The organism is Anaerorudis cellulosivorans, assembly GCF_025943985.1.
GTDB classification, from domain to species: Bacteria; Bacteroidota; Bacteroidia; order Bacteroidales; family Dysgonomonadaceae; genus Anaerorudis; species Anaerorudis cellulosivorans.
In genome coordinates this window covers 22,990-41,042 of the sequence record NZ_JAPCWE010000018.1, presented here as the reverse complement: position 1 = coordinate 41,042, position 18,053 = coordinate 22,990, and the positions used below count along the sequence as shown (strand labels likewise).

The window sequence follows — 18,053 nt, the reverse complement described above, 5'->3', positions numbered from 1 at the left end:
ATCGCACCAGAAGGAATTGAAATTATTGCTCGGTATGAGGAGATTCACGGATTTAATAACTCTTAATCGCACCAGAAGGAATTGAAATTTTTATTGTTCCTTCCGGCGAGTATCAGGGTCTCGTCTCTTAATCGCACCAGAAGGAATTGAAATAATAGTCCGCACTGTCAAGTGTGAAAATATTTTTACTCTTAATCGCACCAGAAGGAATTGAAACCACGACAATTCAACGCTGATGTGAAGCGTTGGTCCGACTCTTAATCGCACCAGAAGGAATTGAAATTTATAAGGTTTAAGATACTTGTAAACATAATCTAACCTCTTAATCGCACCAGAAGGAATTGAAATTCCTGTCCAGGAAAGAAGTAATCACCCTGACAACCGCTCTTAATCGCACCAGAAGGAATTGAAATAACAGTTGCGTTTAACATTGTTCAGACGATAACTAACTCTTAATCGCACCAGAAGGAATTGAAATCCGGAACGATAGAGCTGATTGGTAATTCAGATAGAATCTCTTAATCGCACCAGAAGGAATTGAAATTATATGGCTGGTGCATGGAACTCTACAGGACCATATACTCTTAATCGCACCAGAAGGAATTGAAATCTACGTTTATCTGACTTTGAGGGGAGACGTAAGGCTCTCTTAATCGCACCAGAAGGAATTGAAATACAATCGTCCGGACATATCATCGAAATAACGGGAATCTCTTAATCGCACCAGAAGGAATTGAAATGCACCAAAGGTAGCCGAAGATATTGCACAGCAAGGTACTCTTAATCGCACCAGAAGGAATTGAAATGCCGAGCGTGCCAACTGCATCGCCCTTGCACTCAATCTCTTAATCGCACCAGAAGGAATTGAAATTTCGGCGGCCGAGAAGCCTTCACAACGCAAGGAATGCTCTTAATCGCACCAGAAGGAATTGAAATTTGTTTTAACCAATTCGTCTTGTGCATCTGCATAAGCTCTCTTAATCGCACCAGAAGGAATTGAAATTGTAGCACCACCGTTCAGGTAATTGCTTAGTGACTGAACTCTTAATCGCACCAGAAGGAATTGAAATAGCGAAACAAGCACTGCATTTCAGTTTGCAGTTGGAGCTCTTAATCGCACCAGAAGGAATTGAAATTTCTTTCGCAACTTAGCAATTTGTCGGCACAGGTTCTCTTAATCGCACCAGAAGGAATTGAAATCAAAATAGGTTCATGCTCAATCTCATGATGAAACCTGACTCTTAATCGCACCAGAAGGAATTGAAATTTGGGTACGGTGATGGTTTTATCGTCGATGGTTTCCGTCTCTTAATCGCACCAGAAGGAATTGAAATAGTAAATCCTTTTACACGAATAAGTTTATCGACTCTCTTAATCGCACCAGAAGGAATTGAAATTCGACAATGGAAGAACCATCATGGACTTCGGCTGCACTCTTAATCGCACCAGAAGGAATTGAAATAACTATATTAAAAGAGATATATCATTTAGCGAATTTCTCTTAATCGCACCAGAAGGAATTGAAATTTATACTGTATAGATTGCTCTATATCCAGCTTGCCACTCTTAATCGCACCAGAAGGAATTGAAATATTCGACGTATATTAGCCCTCAAAAAAACCGAGCAGTAAAAAATAAAATTTATTTTTACAACTGCTATGAAAAAGAGAAAGAATTTCACATCAAAGATCAAGGCTGAAATTGTTTTATCCCTGTTGCGAGGGGAGGATCCGGAGCTGATCAGCCGGGAATACGGAGTCACTTTGGCCGAGATTAATCATTGGCGCGACCAATTTATCGAGAGTGGTACAGAGGGGTTTAAGCGTAAGCCGGAGGATTCAAAGCTCAGTGCTGCCGAGCGCAAGATCGGGCAATTGCAGATGGAGCTTGAACTCACAAAAAAAAAGAACGAATTAGCGGCAAAACTAAGAAAGAAATGATCTCTATGCTGATAAAGGAACATTATCCGTTAACAGGGAAGCCGTATCCGAAACGTTTGATATTCAAAGTAGTGGGTTACAGTAGCAGCACCTGGTATGAAAGCCCTACACCCCGAACAGGCAAGCGCGGCAGAAAACCCAAACACACCGATGAAGAGGTTTTACGGGAGATTAAAACTGAAATCAAGAAGAGCCGGTTCAACGCTGAAGGTTATATGAAAGTGAAGAAACGGATGGAAAAAAGAGAAGTAAACGCTCTTGTAGCGGGCAAGGCACGTGGGAACCGCATCATGCGGGAAAACAACCTGCTCAGCCCCAACAGAAGGACAGGAAAGAGCAATAAGCGTGAACATGACGGTATCATCATCGCGGATGCACCCAATGTAATGTGGGCCACTGACGGCAAGAAGTTCCGGATTGACGGGTTAGGGTGGCATTGGTTCTTTGGTGTGATCGATCATTTTAATGAGGAGATTATCTCATGGCATATAGCCAAAAAAGGCAATCGTTTTGCAGCTATGGAGCCGGTTAGAGCTGCCGTAAGAAAGACTTTCGGTTCGGTAGATAAGGATGTTTGCAAAGGGATGAAGCTGCAATTAAGAAGCGACCATGGGTCACAATATGACTCCGCCGATTTTACGAATGAAATGAAATTCCTGGGATTGGAGATGTCCAAAGCATTTGTACGCTCTCCACAATGCAACGGGATAATAGAGCGGTTCCATCGCACATTGGACGAACAGGTGCTGCAAACAGAAACATTTTCTTCCTTCGAGGAAGCTTATAACAGTATTAATCGATTTATTAAAGACTACAACACAGATTGGATATTTCATAGATTAGATTACTGTTCTCCTGTAGAATACAGAGAAAAGTACGCACAAAGCCGGCGAAAAGAAAAAAATGATATCCCATCGGGTAATAAGGATCCTGAGGTTCAGCTTGTCCTCATTTCAAGTGGCTCGATGCCTCGAAGAAATGAATTGCCCAATCAAGGAATGATTAAAGGGGCTATTACTTACAGCAACACCCCTTCAATTAATCCTTCGGTATAAAATATCACCATCGGATCAGCTTGTCCGATACAAAAGTACTAAAAAAAATTAAATACAATTAATGTGCTCGGTTATTACGGGCTAATACATGAAATATTCGACGACAGGATTCTTATATAGGTCAAGAGAGACTCTTAATCGCACCGGTAGAAATTGGAATGTTCAGGGTTGCGTAATGGCTTATGTTGTAACCACGGTTACATTTTTTGCGGGTGGAACTTTCTACTTTTGCAGCAGTAAAAAAGAGTTGATCTAATTAATAAAATACGGTGAGTATTCTCATGATGACAACATGCGAAAAAGCTAAAGTGATGAACGCGGGGTTGAGGAAAAACGACATATTTCAATCAATGCCTTTGTCTATTCTGTTTAGGGCAAAATTATATGCTCCTAATGCAATTGCTCTACTGGTACCGAGTTTAGTTGTTGTTATTCCTGTTTTTTTCGCAACATTATAATCTACCGTTTTATTGAACTCCGGTACTTTTACTGTCTTAATTTCTGCTTTAAAGAATTCGGATTTTTCTTGTTCGTCAAGCAAATTATATACTTTCATCGACAATCGGGGATACGGTTCTCCATTCCTTGTATATCGAAAGCCATTCATTTCTTTTATTAATGAAGGCATAAAATATTTATATGCATTAGCAATTCCCCCTCCTATGACAACTATTCCGTCAACTATACTTAATGATTCTGCTATTGTAAATCCGGCTACTTCTCCAAGTTCTTCGAAACTCTTTATGGCAGCACTTCTATTCCCCGGTGCATTTCCTTCTGCAATATCATATATCTCTTTGGGTGTCAATTTTTCATTTGTGCCGGATAATTCATAATATTTTCTTTGTATTGCCCTAATGCTAACGCCTTCTTCTGCAATTAAATTGTTATTTGTTTTATTAACCATTGACCAAACATCGCCTCCACATCCATTGTCTCCCAAAAGCAAATCGTTATTTATAACAACTCCTCCCCCAAAGCCTGTTCCGAAAGTAAATCCTAATAAGTTTTTGTATCGTTTCCTATTCCCCCTTATTTCCAACTGTTTATTTATTTCAGGTAAAATGCCGCATAATGCTTCACCATATGCAAATAAATTCCCATCATTGTTTATGAATACCGGAATATCGAATTTTTCACGCAAGAATGGGCCTAAGGCTACTCCTCCCTTAAAGGATGGAAAATTGGGAAGATCGCCTATGATGCCATTTTCGTAATCGGCCGGACCCGGGAATGCAAAACTTATAGCAACCGGTGCGGATTTCACTCTTTTTTTTATCCGGCTAAAACCGACAACCAAAGAATCTAAACACTTTTCAAGATTGTCGGGATAAGCAGGCAAAACAAGAGGGGTAACGATTTCCGTATTATTCTGTATGGCAGAAAATACAAAATTGGTTCCACCTGCATCAAGTGTGAGTACTATTCTGTTGTTATTCTTGAACATTTTTATCTAATTTTAAAGTGAAGATAAATATTAATACCAAACAAATAAACAATATGAATAAGGATGTAAAAAAACCTAAATGGTCGTTGATTATTCCTTGCAAGGGTAAAATAATGGCTCCTCCCGAAACTCCCATAATCATTAAGGCGGAAACTTCATTTGAGCGTGTCGGGCTTTCTTTTAACGCATATGAGAAAATAATCGAAAAAACATTGGCACAGGTGAATCCTATTATGAAAATCAATGCCATAAGTATCCATAAATTCGATATAAACATGAGTAGAAAAAATGTTGCCATTGCAATCAGCAACGATATTTTCAAATAATTCAACGGAGAAATTTTAAGCAACATGAAAGCTCCGAAAAAAGTTCCGATAATACGTGCTGCAAAATAAATGCTTATTCCCAATCCGGCACGATTTAATTCTAATGAGGTTCTTTTCATTAGCAATTCAGGGACATTGGTATTGATCCCCACATCAATACCCACGATAAGCAAAATACAAAAAAAGCAATATAAAATATATTTGTTGCCTAATAGATTTATAACATTGCGAAAATTGGTAGGGGTATTTTCGAATCCTTTTTCATTTGTTTTCGAAAAAAATAATAATAAAGTTGAGAGAAATGCCATTGATGAGTAAATCATAAATATCATTTTCCAATTGCTAAAATAACTTGCCGCAAATCCGACGATAATCGGACCAAGAAAGGAAGAAATTGCCTTTACGAATTGACCCAGGGTTAGTATGCTTGCTGTTTTGTCTTTTTCGAAAAGAGAGGCGACCAAAGGGTTGAGCGAGACTTGCAAAATAGTGTTGCTTATTCCTAATAAGCCAAAAGCAATTAATACCATGATATAATCGTAAAAAATATAAGGAATAAGCATAGCCGCCGTAGTAAGAATTAACGATAATAAAACGGTTTGCTTTCTTCCAATTTTACCCATGAGGATTCCGACAGGTATGGAGAATACGGCAAACCATAAAAAGGTCATCATGGGTATGACATTGGCTAACGTACTTGATAAATTGAAATCATTCTTTATGAAATTTGTAGCAATACCTACAATATCCACAAATCCCATGATAAAAAAACCGAAAAAGACAGCAATGATTGATAACCAATTGGATTTTGATTTTTTTGTCTTCATTTCTCGAATTTATTATTAATGTCGTACAAAAGCTTTTATCGTTATACATTTATTATTGCTTGAATTTCCATGAGGTTTAATGATATATTGATTTATACAAGCAGGAATAATAAATGTTTCGGCATAATGAATAATTAAAGGTTCGAATTCGCCATTTAAACTTTCTATAACGATTTCTTCCCCTTCTACCAGGTTGAGAACATTAACCGATTCGTGCGTTGAATGAAGAACAGGTTTGGAAAACGTGTGCCTTCTTGTTTCAATGAATTGTGTTTTGTGCAACCCGGTTTTCTCTTCTATCCAACCATCGCCCTGATCTATTATTTCGAATTTGTTTGTTAGTTCATTTTCAACATATTCACTATTTCTATTCCATTGAATTACTTTTTCTCCTCTTTCGATGTTTATCGGCCTGGGTTTGCCGTCGAGTCCCAATCTTTGCCAATCCCACAATTTGAAAGTAAAAAGATTAGGAGTAGTACTTATTTCCAGAACTACCGTATTTTTCCCTGAACAATGGATTGAGCCTGCCGGGATTAAAAAATGATCGTGTTTCTTTGCGGGAATTTTATTTACATATTTTTCTGCGGCAAAATCGACTCCGGAACATGCGTTCGCTTTTTTTAACTCTTCAAGCATACTATTTTTATTCGTCCCCGTTTTAACTCCTAAATATACACAGGAATCTTCTTTGGCATCGACGATATAATAACTTTCATCTTGAGTATATGTTAATCCGAAATTTTCATGAGCAAATTCGAAAGTTGGATGGACTTGTAAACTTAGATTTCCTCCCTCCATCGTGTCCAGAAAATCGAAACGAATGGGGAATTCTTTCCCAAATCGGGCTTCTACCGGTTCACCCAGAAGATCCTTACTTTTCAGATAGACCAAATTGATCGATGGCATTTCAAAAAGAATATCGTTTACCTTTAAAAGTAAACTATTTTCTTCGGGGACGCAATCAAAACACCAACCGAAATTCGAAATATTGTTGTCCAGATCGAAAACAGCTTTCATCCATTGACCACCCCAAGGTGCAGGATCAAAAAAAGGCACAACTCTAAAAGGAGATTTGGATGCTTTTTCCATTCCCTCCAAAAAAGTCGATTTATCTATCATTTTGGGATTTCCTTTTGAAACACTATCGATCCAAAAATCCACCTCTTCATATATCTGCTTTTTATGTCGGTCCAAAACTTTCCAATCGTTAAAAAGGCCACGTTTATATTGTAAGGAAAACTCCTCGTTTTTGTTATTTACACCCAATCCCGTTACTTCTTTTTTGCGCATTCTTTGTTGTATTTCCCATCTTGGCATATCTGCATAAATAACCAGGTCTCCTTTTTTGATGTATTGAGCTCCATATCCAAAGATTATGACTGTACCTTTAGTTTTGTCGATTTTTTTGCGTTCATTTTTGACTTTCTCTTTATTAAAATAATTTTCGATGGAGAGATTGGTATAATATCCGAAAAGTATATCGTTGGTTATAAATGGTTTTGTCATGGATTTTATGCTCTTTTCAGTTTTAAAGAGCTGAAGAGTATCTATGAACAACGCATTTTTTATTTTTTTAAAATGTGATTTGAGTTCTTCATAATATACACCCGAATAACATTCTATCGTTATTGTTTTACATTTATTATTTATTTTTTTTTCTATAGTTGAAATTATGTTCTCCCATCCTTGGATTATCATTCCATTATCGATTGAAATTGATGGAAATTTGTCGTATGTACTTTTCATTATATAATATAATTTGTTATTGTAAAAACATTATCTTTATATGTATGAACATATGAGTCCGCAAATATACATAAAATATAATTCCAGACAAATTTTTTGTGTAATTTGGAAAAATGTTTTACTTTGTACAAAATTGAATGCTATGATTGATCATAATAATCGTATTCCTTTGCATAAGCAAGCTGAATCGTTTCTCAGGAATTTAATTTCATCCGATGAATATAAAGCGGGGAAAATGCTTCCAAATGAAATTGAATTGGCTGAACAATTAAAGATATCCAGAAATACGTTAAGACAGGCTATAAATAAGCTTGTTTCAGAAGGTTTACTGATTAGGAAAAAAGGTGTGGGCACACGGGTTGCCGAAAAAAATATATACAGTGAAGCTAACAACTGGTTGAGTTTTTCTCAAGAAATGAAAGTATTAGGAATACAAGTTGAGAATTTTGAATTGCACATAAGTCGACAAAAACCGAGTGAGGAAGCAAAAGATTTTTTTAAAATAGAGGACGATATTAAAATTTTTCGGTTAGAAAGATTAAGAGGAAAGGAAAATTTCCCATTTGTTTATTTTTGCTCCGAATTTAATCCTAAAATTCCACTAACCGGATCCGAAAATTTTAATCGCCCACTCTATGAAATTTTGGAAAACGATTTTAATATAATCGTAAAAACATCCAATGAAGAAATCAAGGCAGCCGGGGCTAATGATTTCATAGCTTCGAAATTGGAAGTGGAAACAGGTGATCCTATTTTAATTCGAAAAAGATATGTGAGAGATATAAACGATGTTCCTATTGAATATAATATAGGTTGGTATAGATCCGATTCTTTCAGTTACAAAATTGAATGTGTAAGAAATATAAAGACAATTTCGTAATTCATAATTACTCGAAAAATCGGTCCTATTTTTCACCGGAAGCCTTAAAATAATAGTTGATTGAGGGACAGTCAAAAACAAATAATACCTGAAAACATGACCTTCTCCTTTTCGTGGAAAAGGTAAATCCCCTCATAATACCGCTAATGTAAAGAAAAGTAACATTTTTGTTTAATCATAATTATTTGATTATTAACAATATCTGTTGAAGGATTATATTAACCGAAAGCAACTTATATATTTTTACAAATCTTTAACGCAAAAAATACATCAAAAAATGCGTTGGGAAAAAATTATATATATATTTGCACAATCAATTAATATGTTTATACATATTGCAAAAAATAATGTTGCTTAAACAGCATAATGTATCTACATTATTAGTGGGATAAATCTCATAAAATAATTAATTATAAGCAAATACTGCATATTTCATACATACTTATAAATTTGAAAATTGTGACAAATTATAAAATTATATTCATTAATAAATTGATATTCAAACGGTTTTATAGTATGATTTTGACTTAATAAGAAAACTCGACAATAATTGAAAAAAAACAATGACATGAAAGAAATTAGAAAAACAAGAGATTCACCCTACATTCTTCAAATTTAAAATTTTCAGTTGTAAAATGGAAAATAATAATCAAATAAAGATTATTCGATATGTAATAGAAAAATATTTAAATGTTTAAAAAGAATGAAAAATAACGCTTTATCAAGTTTTAGTAAAAGACTCCTATTCATTGTTATAGGAATATTGTCTTTTGCTGTCATCTATGCTCAAAATATTACTGTAACAGGTACCGTTACAGATAGTAATGATGAACCTTTAATCGGAGTATCAATTCGAGTACAAGGTACAAGTCAAGGGACCGTGACGGATATTAACGGAAAATTTTCCATTAGTAATGTTCCTCCTAATGCAAAATTGGAAGTTTCTTATGTCGGAATGCAAACGCAGGTTGTAGAAATAAATGGCAGATCGTCAATAAATGTCATTCTCAAAGAAGAAACGGAAGCACTAGAAGAAGTTGTAGTCGTTGGCTATGGAATCCAAAAGAAAGCATCACTCACAGGTGCAGTATCTGCAGTTACGAATAAAGAGATTGTATCTACTAAAAACGAAAACTTACAAAATATGCTTGCAGGTAAGGTTGCGGGACTTCGCATCGCGCAAAATTCAAGCGAGCCGGGACAATACAACACCTATATGGACATCCGGGGATTTGGTTCACCACTCGTAGTTATTGACGGAGTTCCTCGGAATAATATATCTCGTTTAAACCCTGAAGATATAGAGAATATATCCGTAATTAAAGATGCATCGGGGGCCGTTTATGGTTCTCGTGCGGCAAATGGTGTTATCATAATTACCACAAAAAAAGGGGATAAGACAGGTCTGCCAAATATCAATTATTCGGGATATATGAGTTGGCAAAAACCTTCTAATTACCCTGATTTGGTTGATGCTGCAGACTGGATGATCCTCTATAATGAGAAGTTAAAACACAACGTTGATAACAGTAATGTAGTACCTCGATACTCTGCGGAAGAAATTGAATCTTACCGCAACGGAACAAATCTTTCTACAAACTGGAAAAAAGCAGTCATGCGTACAACTGCTCCCGCTACCCAGCATATCCTAAGTGCAACAGGCGGCAATAATTTTATTTCATACTTTACGAGCATAGGGTATCTAAATCAGGGTAGTTTTCTTAAAACCAATGCTATCAATTATGATAAATATACACTTCGCAGTAATATTTCCGCAAAAATTACAGAAGAGTTACTGTTAGACGTGAATTTATCGGGTTTACTTGACGAAAGACAATCTTCACCATATGGTTCGAATGACATCGTCAGATCAATGTGGTTGCATCGCCCTATGGATAAAATCTATTATGATGAAGAATCCCGTAAATATGCCATGATGGATTGGAATGTGATTGTGAATCCTGTAGCCATGATGGATAAGGATCTTGTAGGTAATAACAGCTATAAAAGTAAATGGTTTCAATCAAATTTAAGCCTTACTTATCAGATTCCCTTTCTGGAAGGTCTCTCCTTAAAAGCTATGTATAGTTATGATTATACGCTGAACGACAATAAGGAATACTCTAAGAGTTTTTCACTGTTTTTACCGAATGGTACAGAATATAAAGCGAATACTAAAATAAGTGGCAATAGTAGTATTTCTCGATATTTTTATGGGAAAGATGCGAATCTTTGGCAATTACAAATTGCTTACGAACATCAATTCGGGGATCATTCAATTTCTGCCATGAATTTGTTTGAAAATTCACATTATCAAGGAGATAACTTCTACGGAACACGTTATTTAGTGCTACCTTTACCTCAAATATTTGCAGGAATAAGTGAAAACCAGGAAATCAAACAAAGCACCAGCAGCGGTTCGCTATATGATTATGCAAATCTTGCTTCAGTTGGCCGTGTTAGTTACGATTTCAAAAGCAAGTATCTTGCCGAATTCTCATACCGTTACGAAGGCTCTTCAAAATTTCCTGAAAATAGCAGATGGGGATTTTTCCCTTCAATTTCGGGAGGATGGAGAATCTCGGAAGAAAGCTTTTGGAAAAATTTATCACTTAATTTCGTTGATAACCTAAAGCTTCGTGCTTCCTATGGTATAACAGGTGACGATAGTGCATTGTCTTACCAATTTATAAGTGGCTATCAATACCCTGCTTCCGGAAGTCCCAGGGGGTTGCCGGCAGGATACGTATTTGGTGATAAATTTGTGTCTTCCTCTAGCAATACCGGTCTGGCAAACAGGGAAATTACATGGTATAAATCGAAAATATTCAATATAGGCGCAGACTTCAGTGCATGGAATAGTTTATTGGGAGCAACGATAGATTACTTCGACAGAAATCGTTCAGGACTCTTGGCAACTCGCATACAAAGTTTGCCCGGTATTGTTGGAGCAAGTCTTCCACAGGAAAATTTGAACAGCGATCAAACCCGAGGTTTTGAGATTGAACTTAGTCACACAAATCGCATAAGCGATTTATCGTATCAGATAAAAGGGAATATTTCCTACACCAGAACGAAAACAAAACACTATGAAATGGCAGAGTTAGGTAATTCTTATTTGAATTGGCGAAATAATGTCAATGAACGTTATAACAACATATGGTGGGGCTATGAAGGAAATGGACGAATCACAAGTTGGGATGAAATATATTATAATCCTGTATATATCGGCCGAGGTTCTATACTAGGCGATTATGAATATCTAGACTGGAATGAAGATGGATGGATCAACGATCTTGATGTTCATCCTATAGCTACCAATGCACAAGTTCCTCTTATCAACTATGGCTTCAGTTTCAATGCCCAATGGAAAGGATGGGATTTGACCATGCTTTGGCAAGGATCAGGCAAAAAATATGTTATTCCGAGAGAATTTTTATATGAACCTCTTTGGTCAAACTCAAATGCCATTACGGATTTTCTAGATCGTTGGCATCCTGTAGATCCAACCGCTGATCCTTACAATCCTTCAACTGACTGGGAAAAAGGTTATTATGCTTATACCGGCTCATTACCTAATTCATCTTCCGATTTCAATATTCAAAACGCCGCTTATCTTAGACTGAAAACCTTTGAAATCGGGTACACGCTACCAAATAAATTGTTAGGTCATTTTAAACTTAAAAGCATAAGAATATATGCAAATGCATATAATCCTTTAACTTTTACAAAGTTAAAATACATGGATCCTGAATTCTACATAAATAACACGAGCAGTTCAGGTCTTTCAAACTTGGGATATAATTACCCTATCAACAAGACATTTTCAATAGGTATGAATGTAAAATTTTAAAAGTGAAGCATTATGAAATTAAAAAAAATCTTTATACTTACAGGTTTATGTGCCGCTATAGTAGCATGTACCGATTTGAATATTCCGCCTATAAATTTGTTAGGAGAAAGGGATATCTTTGGCAGTAATGAGGGTGTTACGAGTAATCTGGCTCGAATATACAGTAGACTTCCTATTGAAGATTTCAAATATTACTATCCGTCAGGATTCAATTTCAATGGGGCTCATTATAAACAAATGGCTTGTCTTACCGGTGAAGCTATCGGCAGAGATACACAAGCTTCCGATAATGAAGGGTTTTCATATTGGGATGAAGCCTATTCGGAAATTCGGGACATCAATATGTTTCTTGAAAATATTTCCAAATATTCATCGTCATTCAGTGAATCAGAAGTGAAGATGTATCTCGCAGAGGCTCGTTTTGCCAGAGCATACACATACTTTGCTTTGGTAAAAAGATATGGAGGGGTGCCTCTTGTAGATGCAGTTATAGATTATCCGGCTTCTGTCAATATGGAAGGAACTTATTATTACAGAGCCTCAGAAGAAGCCATATGGGATTTTATCTCCTCTGATTTAGATTATGCTATAGAGAATCTGCCTGAAAATTCGCCTGCAAAAGGACGTGCAAATAAATATGTCGCAGCTGCATTTAAGTCACGGGCAATGCTATATGCAGGAAGCATCGCGAAATATAATACGGTAAATGAGGTTCAGGATCAGAATGGCACATCGGTACGCATTTGCGGCGTTCCCTCAAACCGTGCAAACGACTATTTCAAGGCCTCTTATGATGCAGCCAAACGAGTTGTTGATTCAAAAAAATATTCGTTATATAAAGGTCTTTGGAAGGCCAATGATCGCATTGCTCAATATGAGAATTTCAGGAATATGTTTCTAAATGAAACCTCCGAAAACATTTTCGTAAAATACTATGAAATAAAGAATGCACCTCACAATTTCGATGAATCGGTTCAACCCTATCAGACAAAATCCGGAGGTAATGATTCTGAAGTCAATCCGACCATCGACTTCATCGAAATGTTTGATGGTATTCCTAAAGACGAGAATGGTTATTTTAAGAATATAGACAGTAACGGAAAGTATATTCTTTTTGATTCACCTTTAAGTGCTTTTGCCAATGCAGAACCCCGTTTACGTGCTACCGTAATTTTCCCAATGGATACTTACAGAGGTAAGGTGATCGAGATTCGTCGTGGCATCTGGACAGGTGATGCAAGCAATGGAATCTCTCCTTTGGCTAATGAGGGAGATGTTGGAAACTGCAATCAATTGACTGATCCGAATTTGAAATTGGCAGAAAGTTTGAGCTCGAACCCTCTCATACAATTAAAAGCGGGAGATCCGAATGGAACCAGCATGAGGGCTGCCGGTATTAATGGACCGGTATCAAATTGGGATTTTGGTAATGTTGGGGGTGTATATCTTCGCAAATATTTGAGGGAAAGTGGCACAACTAACGATTTTAATTCTACGCAATGTTGGATCGAAATTCGTTATGCGGAAGTTCTTCTGAATCAAGCCGAGGCAGCTTATGAATTGTTCAAGGCAGGAATCACGGGTGATAACTATCGTTCAATAGCCTATAATAATATAAACAGTATTCGTGAACGTGCAGGTGCTACTTTGCTTTCTTCAGAGTTAGCTCTCGACAATATTAACATCATTCGTAATGAACGCCGCAAAGAACTCGCCTTTGAGAATAAAACATATTGGGATTTAAAACGTTGGAGGGTTCTTCATGAAGAGCAAAACAACAGACGATACAAAATTCTGAATTCGTTTTATTCAACGGATGCTCAAAAATATTTTCTATCGGTCAAATTCCAGGAACCGCGAGGAGGATTTCAATATATCTATACATTTGACACAAGATATTATTATCAACCCATTCCTACATCGGAAATAAGTAAAAATCCGAATTGTAAACAGAATCCCGGTTATTAATTCAATTTAAAATTTTAAATTTACAGTTATGAAAAATTTTAGATATTTTGTTTTTTTATTTCTTGCCCTTCCAGCTTTGATTTCCTGCGAAACAGACAACTATGATTTTCCGGCAGAGACATTCAGAGGATCTTTTATCGATGCCGGCACCAATGAACCTTTTCAAACAGCAATCGGCAATACAGGCATTCGTATTGCCATGATGGAATATAGCTGGAGGGAAAACCCTATACCCTATTATATGAATTGTATGATGGATGGTAAATTCAATAATACTAAAATATTTAAAGGAAGATATGGTGTAAAACCTGAGGGAGCATTTGTACCTTTGGAGGAAGAAATCATAGATATTAGAGGAATAGTCGAGAAAAATTTTGAAGTTGAACCATTGCTTCGCGTTGAGTGGATTGAGGAACCTGTTATTAATGCTGATGGCACTGCAACAGTAAAAGTGAAGATTACTCGCGGTACTTCAAACCCCGAATACCAACAACCATTGGCAGAAGTTTGGCTGTTTGTGAGTGAAACGCAATATGTGGGAGATTTTAGTTATAGCTCGAATTATTCCACTAAACTAATCGGTTCAACATTACCTTCCCTTGACAAGATCGTTACCATCTCTACTGGTTGGCCAAGTGGCATTGGAACAGGATCCCAAAGATCATTTCCTTCCTATTCGAGAAAATATTTTTTGAGAGTGGGAGCGCGCACTACCAAAAGTTTCAGTGGCGTCAATCGTTATAATTATTCTACAATAAAAGAAATAACAAGCATAGCACGTTAAAATATTAATAAATATGACCAATAATACAAAATAAAAAGATGAAGTTAAAGAAGATCGTAGTATTATTTTTTTGCTTAAATAGTTTGACATTTAGTTGGGCATTTGACAATCAGATAATTTGGCAAATAGGAACACCGGATAATTCTGCCGCAGATTTGGCTTTAGGGCCTTCAGAATATAAACAATTTCTTGCTCAGGATTTTGGTTATGAAGATCGTTATTTTTTAGTAAACAAATCTATCGCTCGAAATGATTTTCCTTATGTTTTGCCGGGTCCGGATGACAGTTGGGGGGGTACCTCCCCAACCTCCGGATGGCGTACGCATGAGATTAATATCTTGTTTACTATAGACAAACTACCTAAAAATGGCGAATGGAAATTTGTGGTTGACTTGGTAGATTGCAATCCTAACCGTTCGGTTGTAAAATTAACAGTAAACAATAATGCTGAGAAGAAGTTTGAAGTTGCAGGACATTCCAACGATGTTTTGGAAGGTAATACAGATCATGCAAAAGAACAAATTTTAGAATTTACAATAGCTTCCAATACACTGAAGGAAGGTGGAAACTGCCTTACAATTTCCGTTTTAGAAGGGGGTTGGATTGTTTTTGATTGCCTCTCCCTGGAAGGGCCGTCGAATACTGTTTTAGGGAAAAATAATCCGTATGTTTTTTTGAGAGATGTTGTACCTGCTAATTATGAAATAGAGCAAGAAAACAAAAGGGTACAGCCACTTTTAGTAGATATTGAGCATTTGCATGGATCCCCAAAACTTTCGGTTAAATTAGATAATTCTTTGATATTTGAGAATATACTGGATACAGCACGTTATGTATTTGAAGTCCCTATGCCCGCTGTAAGGAAAATACAAAAAAGTCAATACTTAATTTTGGTAAATGATGAAGTTATAAAAAAAGGGACAGTCGTGCGTTTACCTCAGCCAATCCAAACAGCGGCTGATTATGTAGATACTAAAATAGGTACTGCTCATTCTCGCTGGATGATTGCACCCGGACCGTGGATGCCTTTCAGTATGGTAAAGCTGAGTCCTGATAATCAAAACAAGGGTTGGCAAGCCGGGTATCAACCGACCTTTGAGACCATAGGCTGCTTTTCCCATATTCACGAATGGACAATGGGAGGATTGGGAATAATGCCAACAAGCGGTAAGTTATATACAAAAGTTGGTGATCAATTTCATCCTGATGAAGGCTATCGTTCCCGCATGGATAAGAAAACGGAACAAGCGCCATTAGGATATTATAAAGTGTTTCTAACAGACACTAAAATTCTGGCAGAGCTTACTGCAACTGAACGATGCGGTTTTCAAAGATATACTTTCTTCCCTAAAGACAAAGATGGGCGGGTGATGATCGATTTGCATGTTCAAGCAGAATATGATTATAAACTGGCTGATGTTAAAATTGAAAAAGTAAGTGATACCAGAATTGAAGGATATAGTAAACAGTTTTCCCCGGGTGTTTGGAGTAATGACGCTGATCAGGAATATGTAGTCAATTTTGTAATTGAATTTGATGCCCCAATAAAAAAAGTAGGTGGTTGGAAGAATGATAAAGTTATTGATTCGAATCATATTGAAGGAAAAGAATTGAACGATGCCGGTTTATATGTTGAGTTCGATACACAAAAACATCCGATAGTTCAAGTGCGAACAGGTATTTCTTTGGTCAGCATCGCTAATGCTTCTGAGAATCTTCAAAAAGAGATAACAGACAAATTTGGATGGGATTTTGAAGCCGTAGTACAAAATCAAAAAGAGAAATGGAATGAGATATTAAATCGTGTAACAATTATTACAAATGATCGGAGAGAAAAAGTTCGTTTTTATACGAATATGTATCGGGCTTTTTGTCGCAATACCTGGAGTGATGTAAACGGCGAATGGGTATCGCCGGATGAAAAAGTGCAAAAGTTGGCCCATCCCGATCATTTGGCATTAGGATGTGATGCTTTTTGGAATACCTTTTGGAATTTAAATCAATTGTGGAATTTGATAACACCGGAGTGGTCTTCCAAATGGGTAAATTCTCAATTAGCTCTTTATGATGCCAATGGATGGCTGGCAAAAGGTCCGGCAGGCATGGAGTATATACCTGTAATGGTGGCAGAACATGAAATTCCTCTTATTGTTTCAGCTTATCAAATGGGGATTCGCGATTTCGACACAGAAAAGGCTTTTGAAGCTGTTAAAAAAATGCAAACGACACCTTCTGCCCATGTTGGGGGCGGACTTGCCGGCAATCGTGATTTAATTCCTTACCTTACCTACAAATATATCCCAATGGAAAAGGGACGTTTTTCCAATACCCTGGAATATTCATACGATGACTGGACAGTAGGACAGTTTGCGAAAGCATTGGGTAAATATGCAGAATATGATATGTTTGCTCAACGGGGTGAATGGTGGAAAAATGCAATTAATCCTACTAACGGATATGCCCATCTTCGCGATACAGCCGGTAATTTTATTCCTAATTTTGACCCTTTTCAGTCTGGACGAAATCATCATTATGTAGAAGGTAATGCATGGCAATTGACTTTTTTTGTTCCTCAGGATGTGCCCTCTTTAATTCGAATAATTGGTGAAAAAACATTTGTCGATCGTCTCAATTGGGGATTTGAAGTGAGCGAACAATGGCGTTATAACGCGCCGAATGATCAATATTGGGATTATCCGGTAGTGCAAGGAAATCAACAGTCTATGCATTTTGCTTTTTTATTTAATTGGGCAAACCATCCTTGGTTGACTCAAAAATGGAGTCGTTCGGTTATGGATAGATATTATGGTTACGGCATTTCGAATGCCTATTTGGGTGATGAAGATCAAGGGCAGATGAGTGCATGGTTTGTAATGGCAGCTCTGGGATTGTTTCAAACAGACGGAGGATGTCGTACGGAACCTATTTACGAGATAGGTAGTCCTCTGTATCAAAAAGTAATCATCAATTTAGGAAAGCAATATAACCGAGGTGAGCATTTTATAATTGAAGCCAAAAATGCTTCAAGAAAGAATAAATATATTCAAAACGCCGTTTTGAATGGCAAATACTTGAATAGCTTTTTCTTCCCTGCCTCCGAGTTATTGAAAGGAGGAAATTTGATTTTGGAAATGGGAGATAAACCAAATACAGAATGGGGATGCATAGATGCTCAACAGTTGTTAAAATAATCATCAACAAGTATATGTTTATTTATTTTTTTC

At 36.7% G+C, this 18,053-nt stretch carries 10 protein-coding genes and 1 CRISPR repeat array (1 of these 11 running past the window's edge); of the genes, 7 read left to right on the top strand and 3 right to left on the bottom strand.

All coding sequences use genetic code 11. The features are described 5' to 3' along the window. Positions 1-1,592: a CRISPR direct-repeat array (repeat unit 29 nt; unit sequence CTCTTAATCGCACCAGAAGGAATTGAAAT); it reaches 1,950 nt to the left of the window's first position. Between the two features lie 66 nt (positions 1,593-1,658). Further along, the gene (locus OLM34_RS09950; RefSeq protein ID WP_264407018.1) at positions 1,659-1,940 is read left to right on the top strand and encodes a hypothetical protein; all 282 of its coding nucleotides are present in this window, start codon (positions 1,659-1,661) and stop codon (positions 1,938-1,940) included. A gap of 5 nt (positions 1,941-1,945) precedes the next feature. Further along, positions 1,946-2,995 (top strand): integrase core domain-containing protein, encoded by a 1,050-nt coding sequence (locus OLM34_RS09945; protein ID WP_264407016.1) that lies wholly within the window; start codon positions 1,946-1,948, stop codon positions 2,993-2,995. Positions 2,996-3,338: 343 nt separating this feature from the next. On the opposite strand, the gene OLM34_RS09940 is transcribed toward OLM34_RS09945, so the two are convergent. From OLM34_RS09940 to OLM34_RS09930, 3 genes are read right to left on the bottom strand one after another with little or no spacing between them, the layout of a single operon-like run. Then, a complete protein-coding gene (locus tag OLM34_RS09940; RefSeq protein ID WP_264407015.1) occupies positions 3,339-4,442 on the bottom strand; it encodes an ROK family protein in 1,104 nt (367 codons plus the stop codon). After that, positions 4,429-5,595, bottom strand: a complete 1,167-nt coding sequence (locus OLM34_RS09935; RefSeq protein ID WP_264407014.1) for an MFS transporter — start codon at positions 5,593-5,595, stop codon at positions 4,429-4,431. Before OLM34_RS09935 ends, OLM34_RS09940 begins: the two co-directional genes overlap by 14 nt. A 15-nt stretch (positions 5,596-5,610) precedes the next feature. Continuing rightward, on the bottom strand, positions 5,611-7,347 hold the full coding sequence (locus tag OLM34_RS09930; RefSeq protein WP_264407030.1) for a class I mannose-6-phosphate isomerase: 1,737 nt from the start codon (positions 7,345-7,347) through the stop codon (positions 5,611-5,613). A gap of 139 nt (positions 7,348-7,486) precedes the next feature. Between OLM34_RS09930 and OLM34_RS09925 the strand changes: the two genes are divergently transcribed. From OLM34_RS09925 to OLM34_RS09905, 5 genes are all read left to right on the top strand, one after another. After that, on the top strand, positions 7,487-8,224 hold the full coding sequence (locus OLM34_RS09925; RefSeq protein WP_264407013.1) for a GntR family transcriptional regulator: 738 nt from the start codon (positions 7,487-7,489) through the stop codon (positions 8,222-8,224). 703 nt (positions 8,225-8,927) lie between these two features. Continuing rightward, entirely contained in the window at positions 8,928-12,077 is a 3,150-nt protein-coding gene (locus OLM34_RS09920) for a SusC/RagA family TonB-linked outer membrane protein (RefSeq protein ID WP_264407012.1), read from the top strand. 12 nt (positions 12,078-12,089) lie between these two features. Beyond that, positions 12,090-14,045, top strand: coding sequence for a RagB/SusD family nutrient uptake outer membrane protein (locus tag OLM34_RS09915; RefSeq protein WP_264407010.1), 1,956 nt, complete (start codon positions 12,090-12,092; stop codon positions 14,043-14,045). A gap of 28 nt (positions 14,046-14,073) precedes the next feature. After that, positions 14,074-14,829 carry a DUF3823 domain-containing protein gene (locus tag OLM34_RS09910; protein ID WP_264407009.1) on the top strand — a complete coding sequence of 252 codons (756 nt, stop codon included), beginning with the start codon at positions 14,074-14,076 and terminating at the stop codon, positions 14,827-14,829. Positions 14,830-14,867: 38 nt separating this feature from the next. Further along, complete coding sequence (locus OLM34_RS09905; protein ID WP_264407008.1) at positions 14,868-18,020, top strand: GH92 family glycosyl hydrolase; 3,153 nt, start codon at positions 14,868-14,870, stop codon at positions 18,018-18,020. Positions 18,021-18,053: the final 33 nt, after the last annotated feature.

What these genes read in the sequence shown, in the direction of transcription:
- OLM34_RS09950 (WP_264407018.1), top strand. Translation starts at nt 1,659, where the DNA reads ATGAAAAAGAGAAAGAATTTCACATCAAAGATCAAGGCTGAAATTGTT.
- OLM34_RS09945 (WP_264407016.1), top strand. Translation starts at nt 1,946, where the DNA reads ATGCTGATAAAGGAACATTATCCGTTAACAGGGAAGCCGTATCCGAAA.
- OLM34_RS09940 (WP_264407015.1), bottom strand. Translation starts at nt 4,442, where the DNA reads ATGTTCAAGAATAACAACAGAATAGTACTCACACTTGATGCAGGTGGA.
- OLM34_RS09935 (WP_264407014.1), bottom strand. Translation starts at nt 5,595, where the DNA reads ATGAAGACAAAAAAATCAAAATCCAATTGGTTATCAATCATTGCTGTC.
- OLM34_RS09925 (WP_264407013.1), top strand. Translation starts at nt 7,487, where the DNA reads ATGATTGATCATAATAATCGTATTCCTTTGCATAAGCAAGCTGAATCG.
- OLM34_RS09920 (WP_264407012.1), top strand. Translation starts at nt 8,928, where the DNA reads ATGAAAAATAACGCTTTATCAAGTTTTAGTAAAAGACTCCTATTCATT.
- OLM34_RS09915 (WP_264407010.1), top strand. Translation starts at nt 12,090, where the DNA reads ATGAAATTAAAAAAAATCTTTATACTTACAGGTTTATGTGCCGCTATA.
- OLM34_RS09910 (WP_264407009.1), top strand. Translation starts at nt 14,074, where the DNA reads ATGAAAAATTTTAGATATTTTGTTTTTTTATTTCTTGCCCTTCCAGCT.
- OLM34_RS09905 (WP_264407008.1), top strand. Translation starts at nt 14,868, where the DNA reads ATGAAGTTAAAGAAGATCGTAGTATTATTTTTTTGCTTAAATAGTTTG.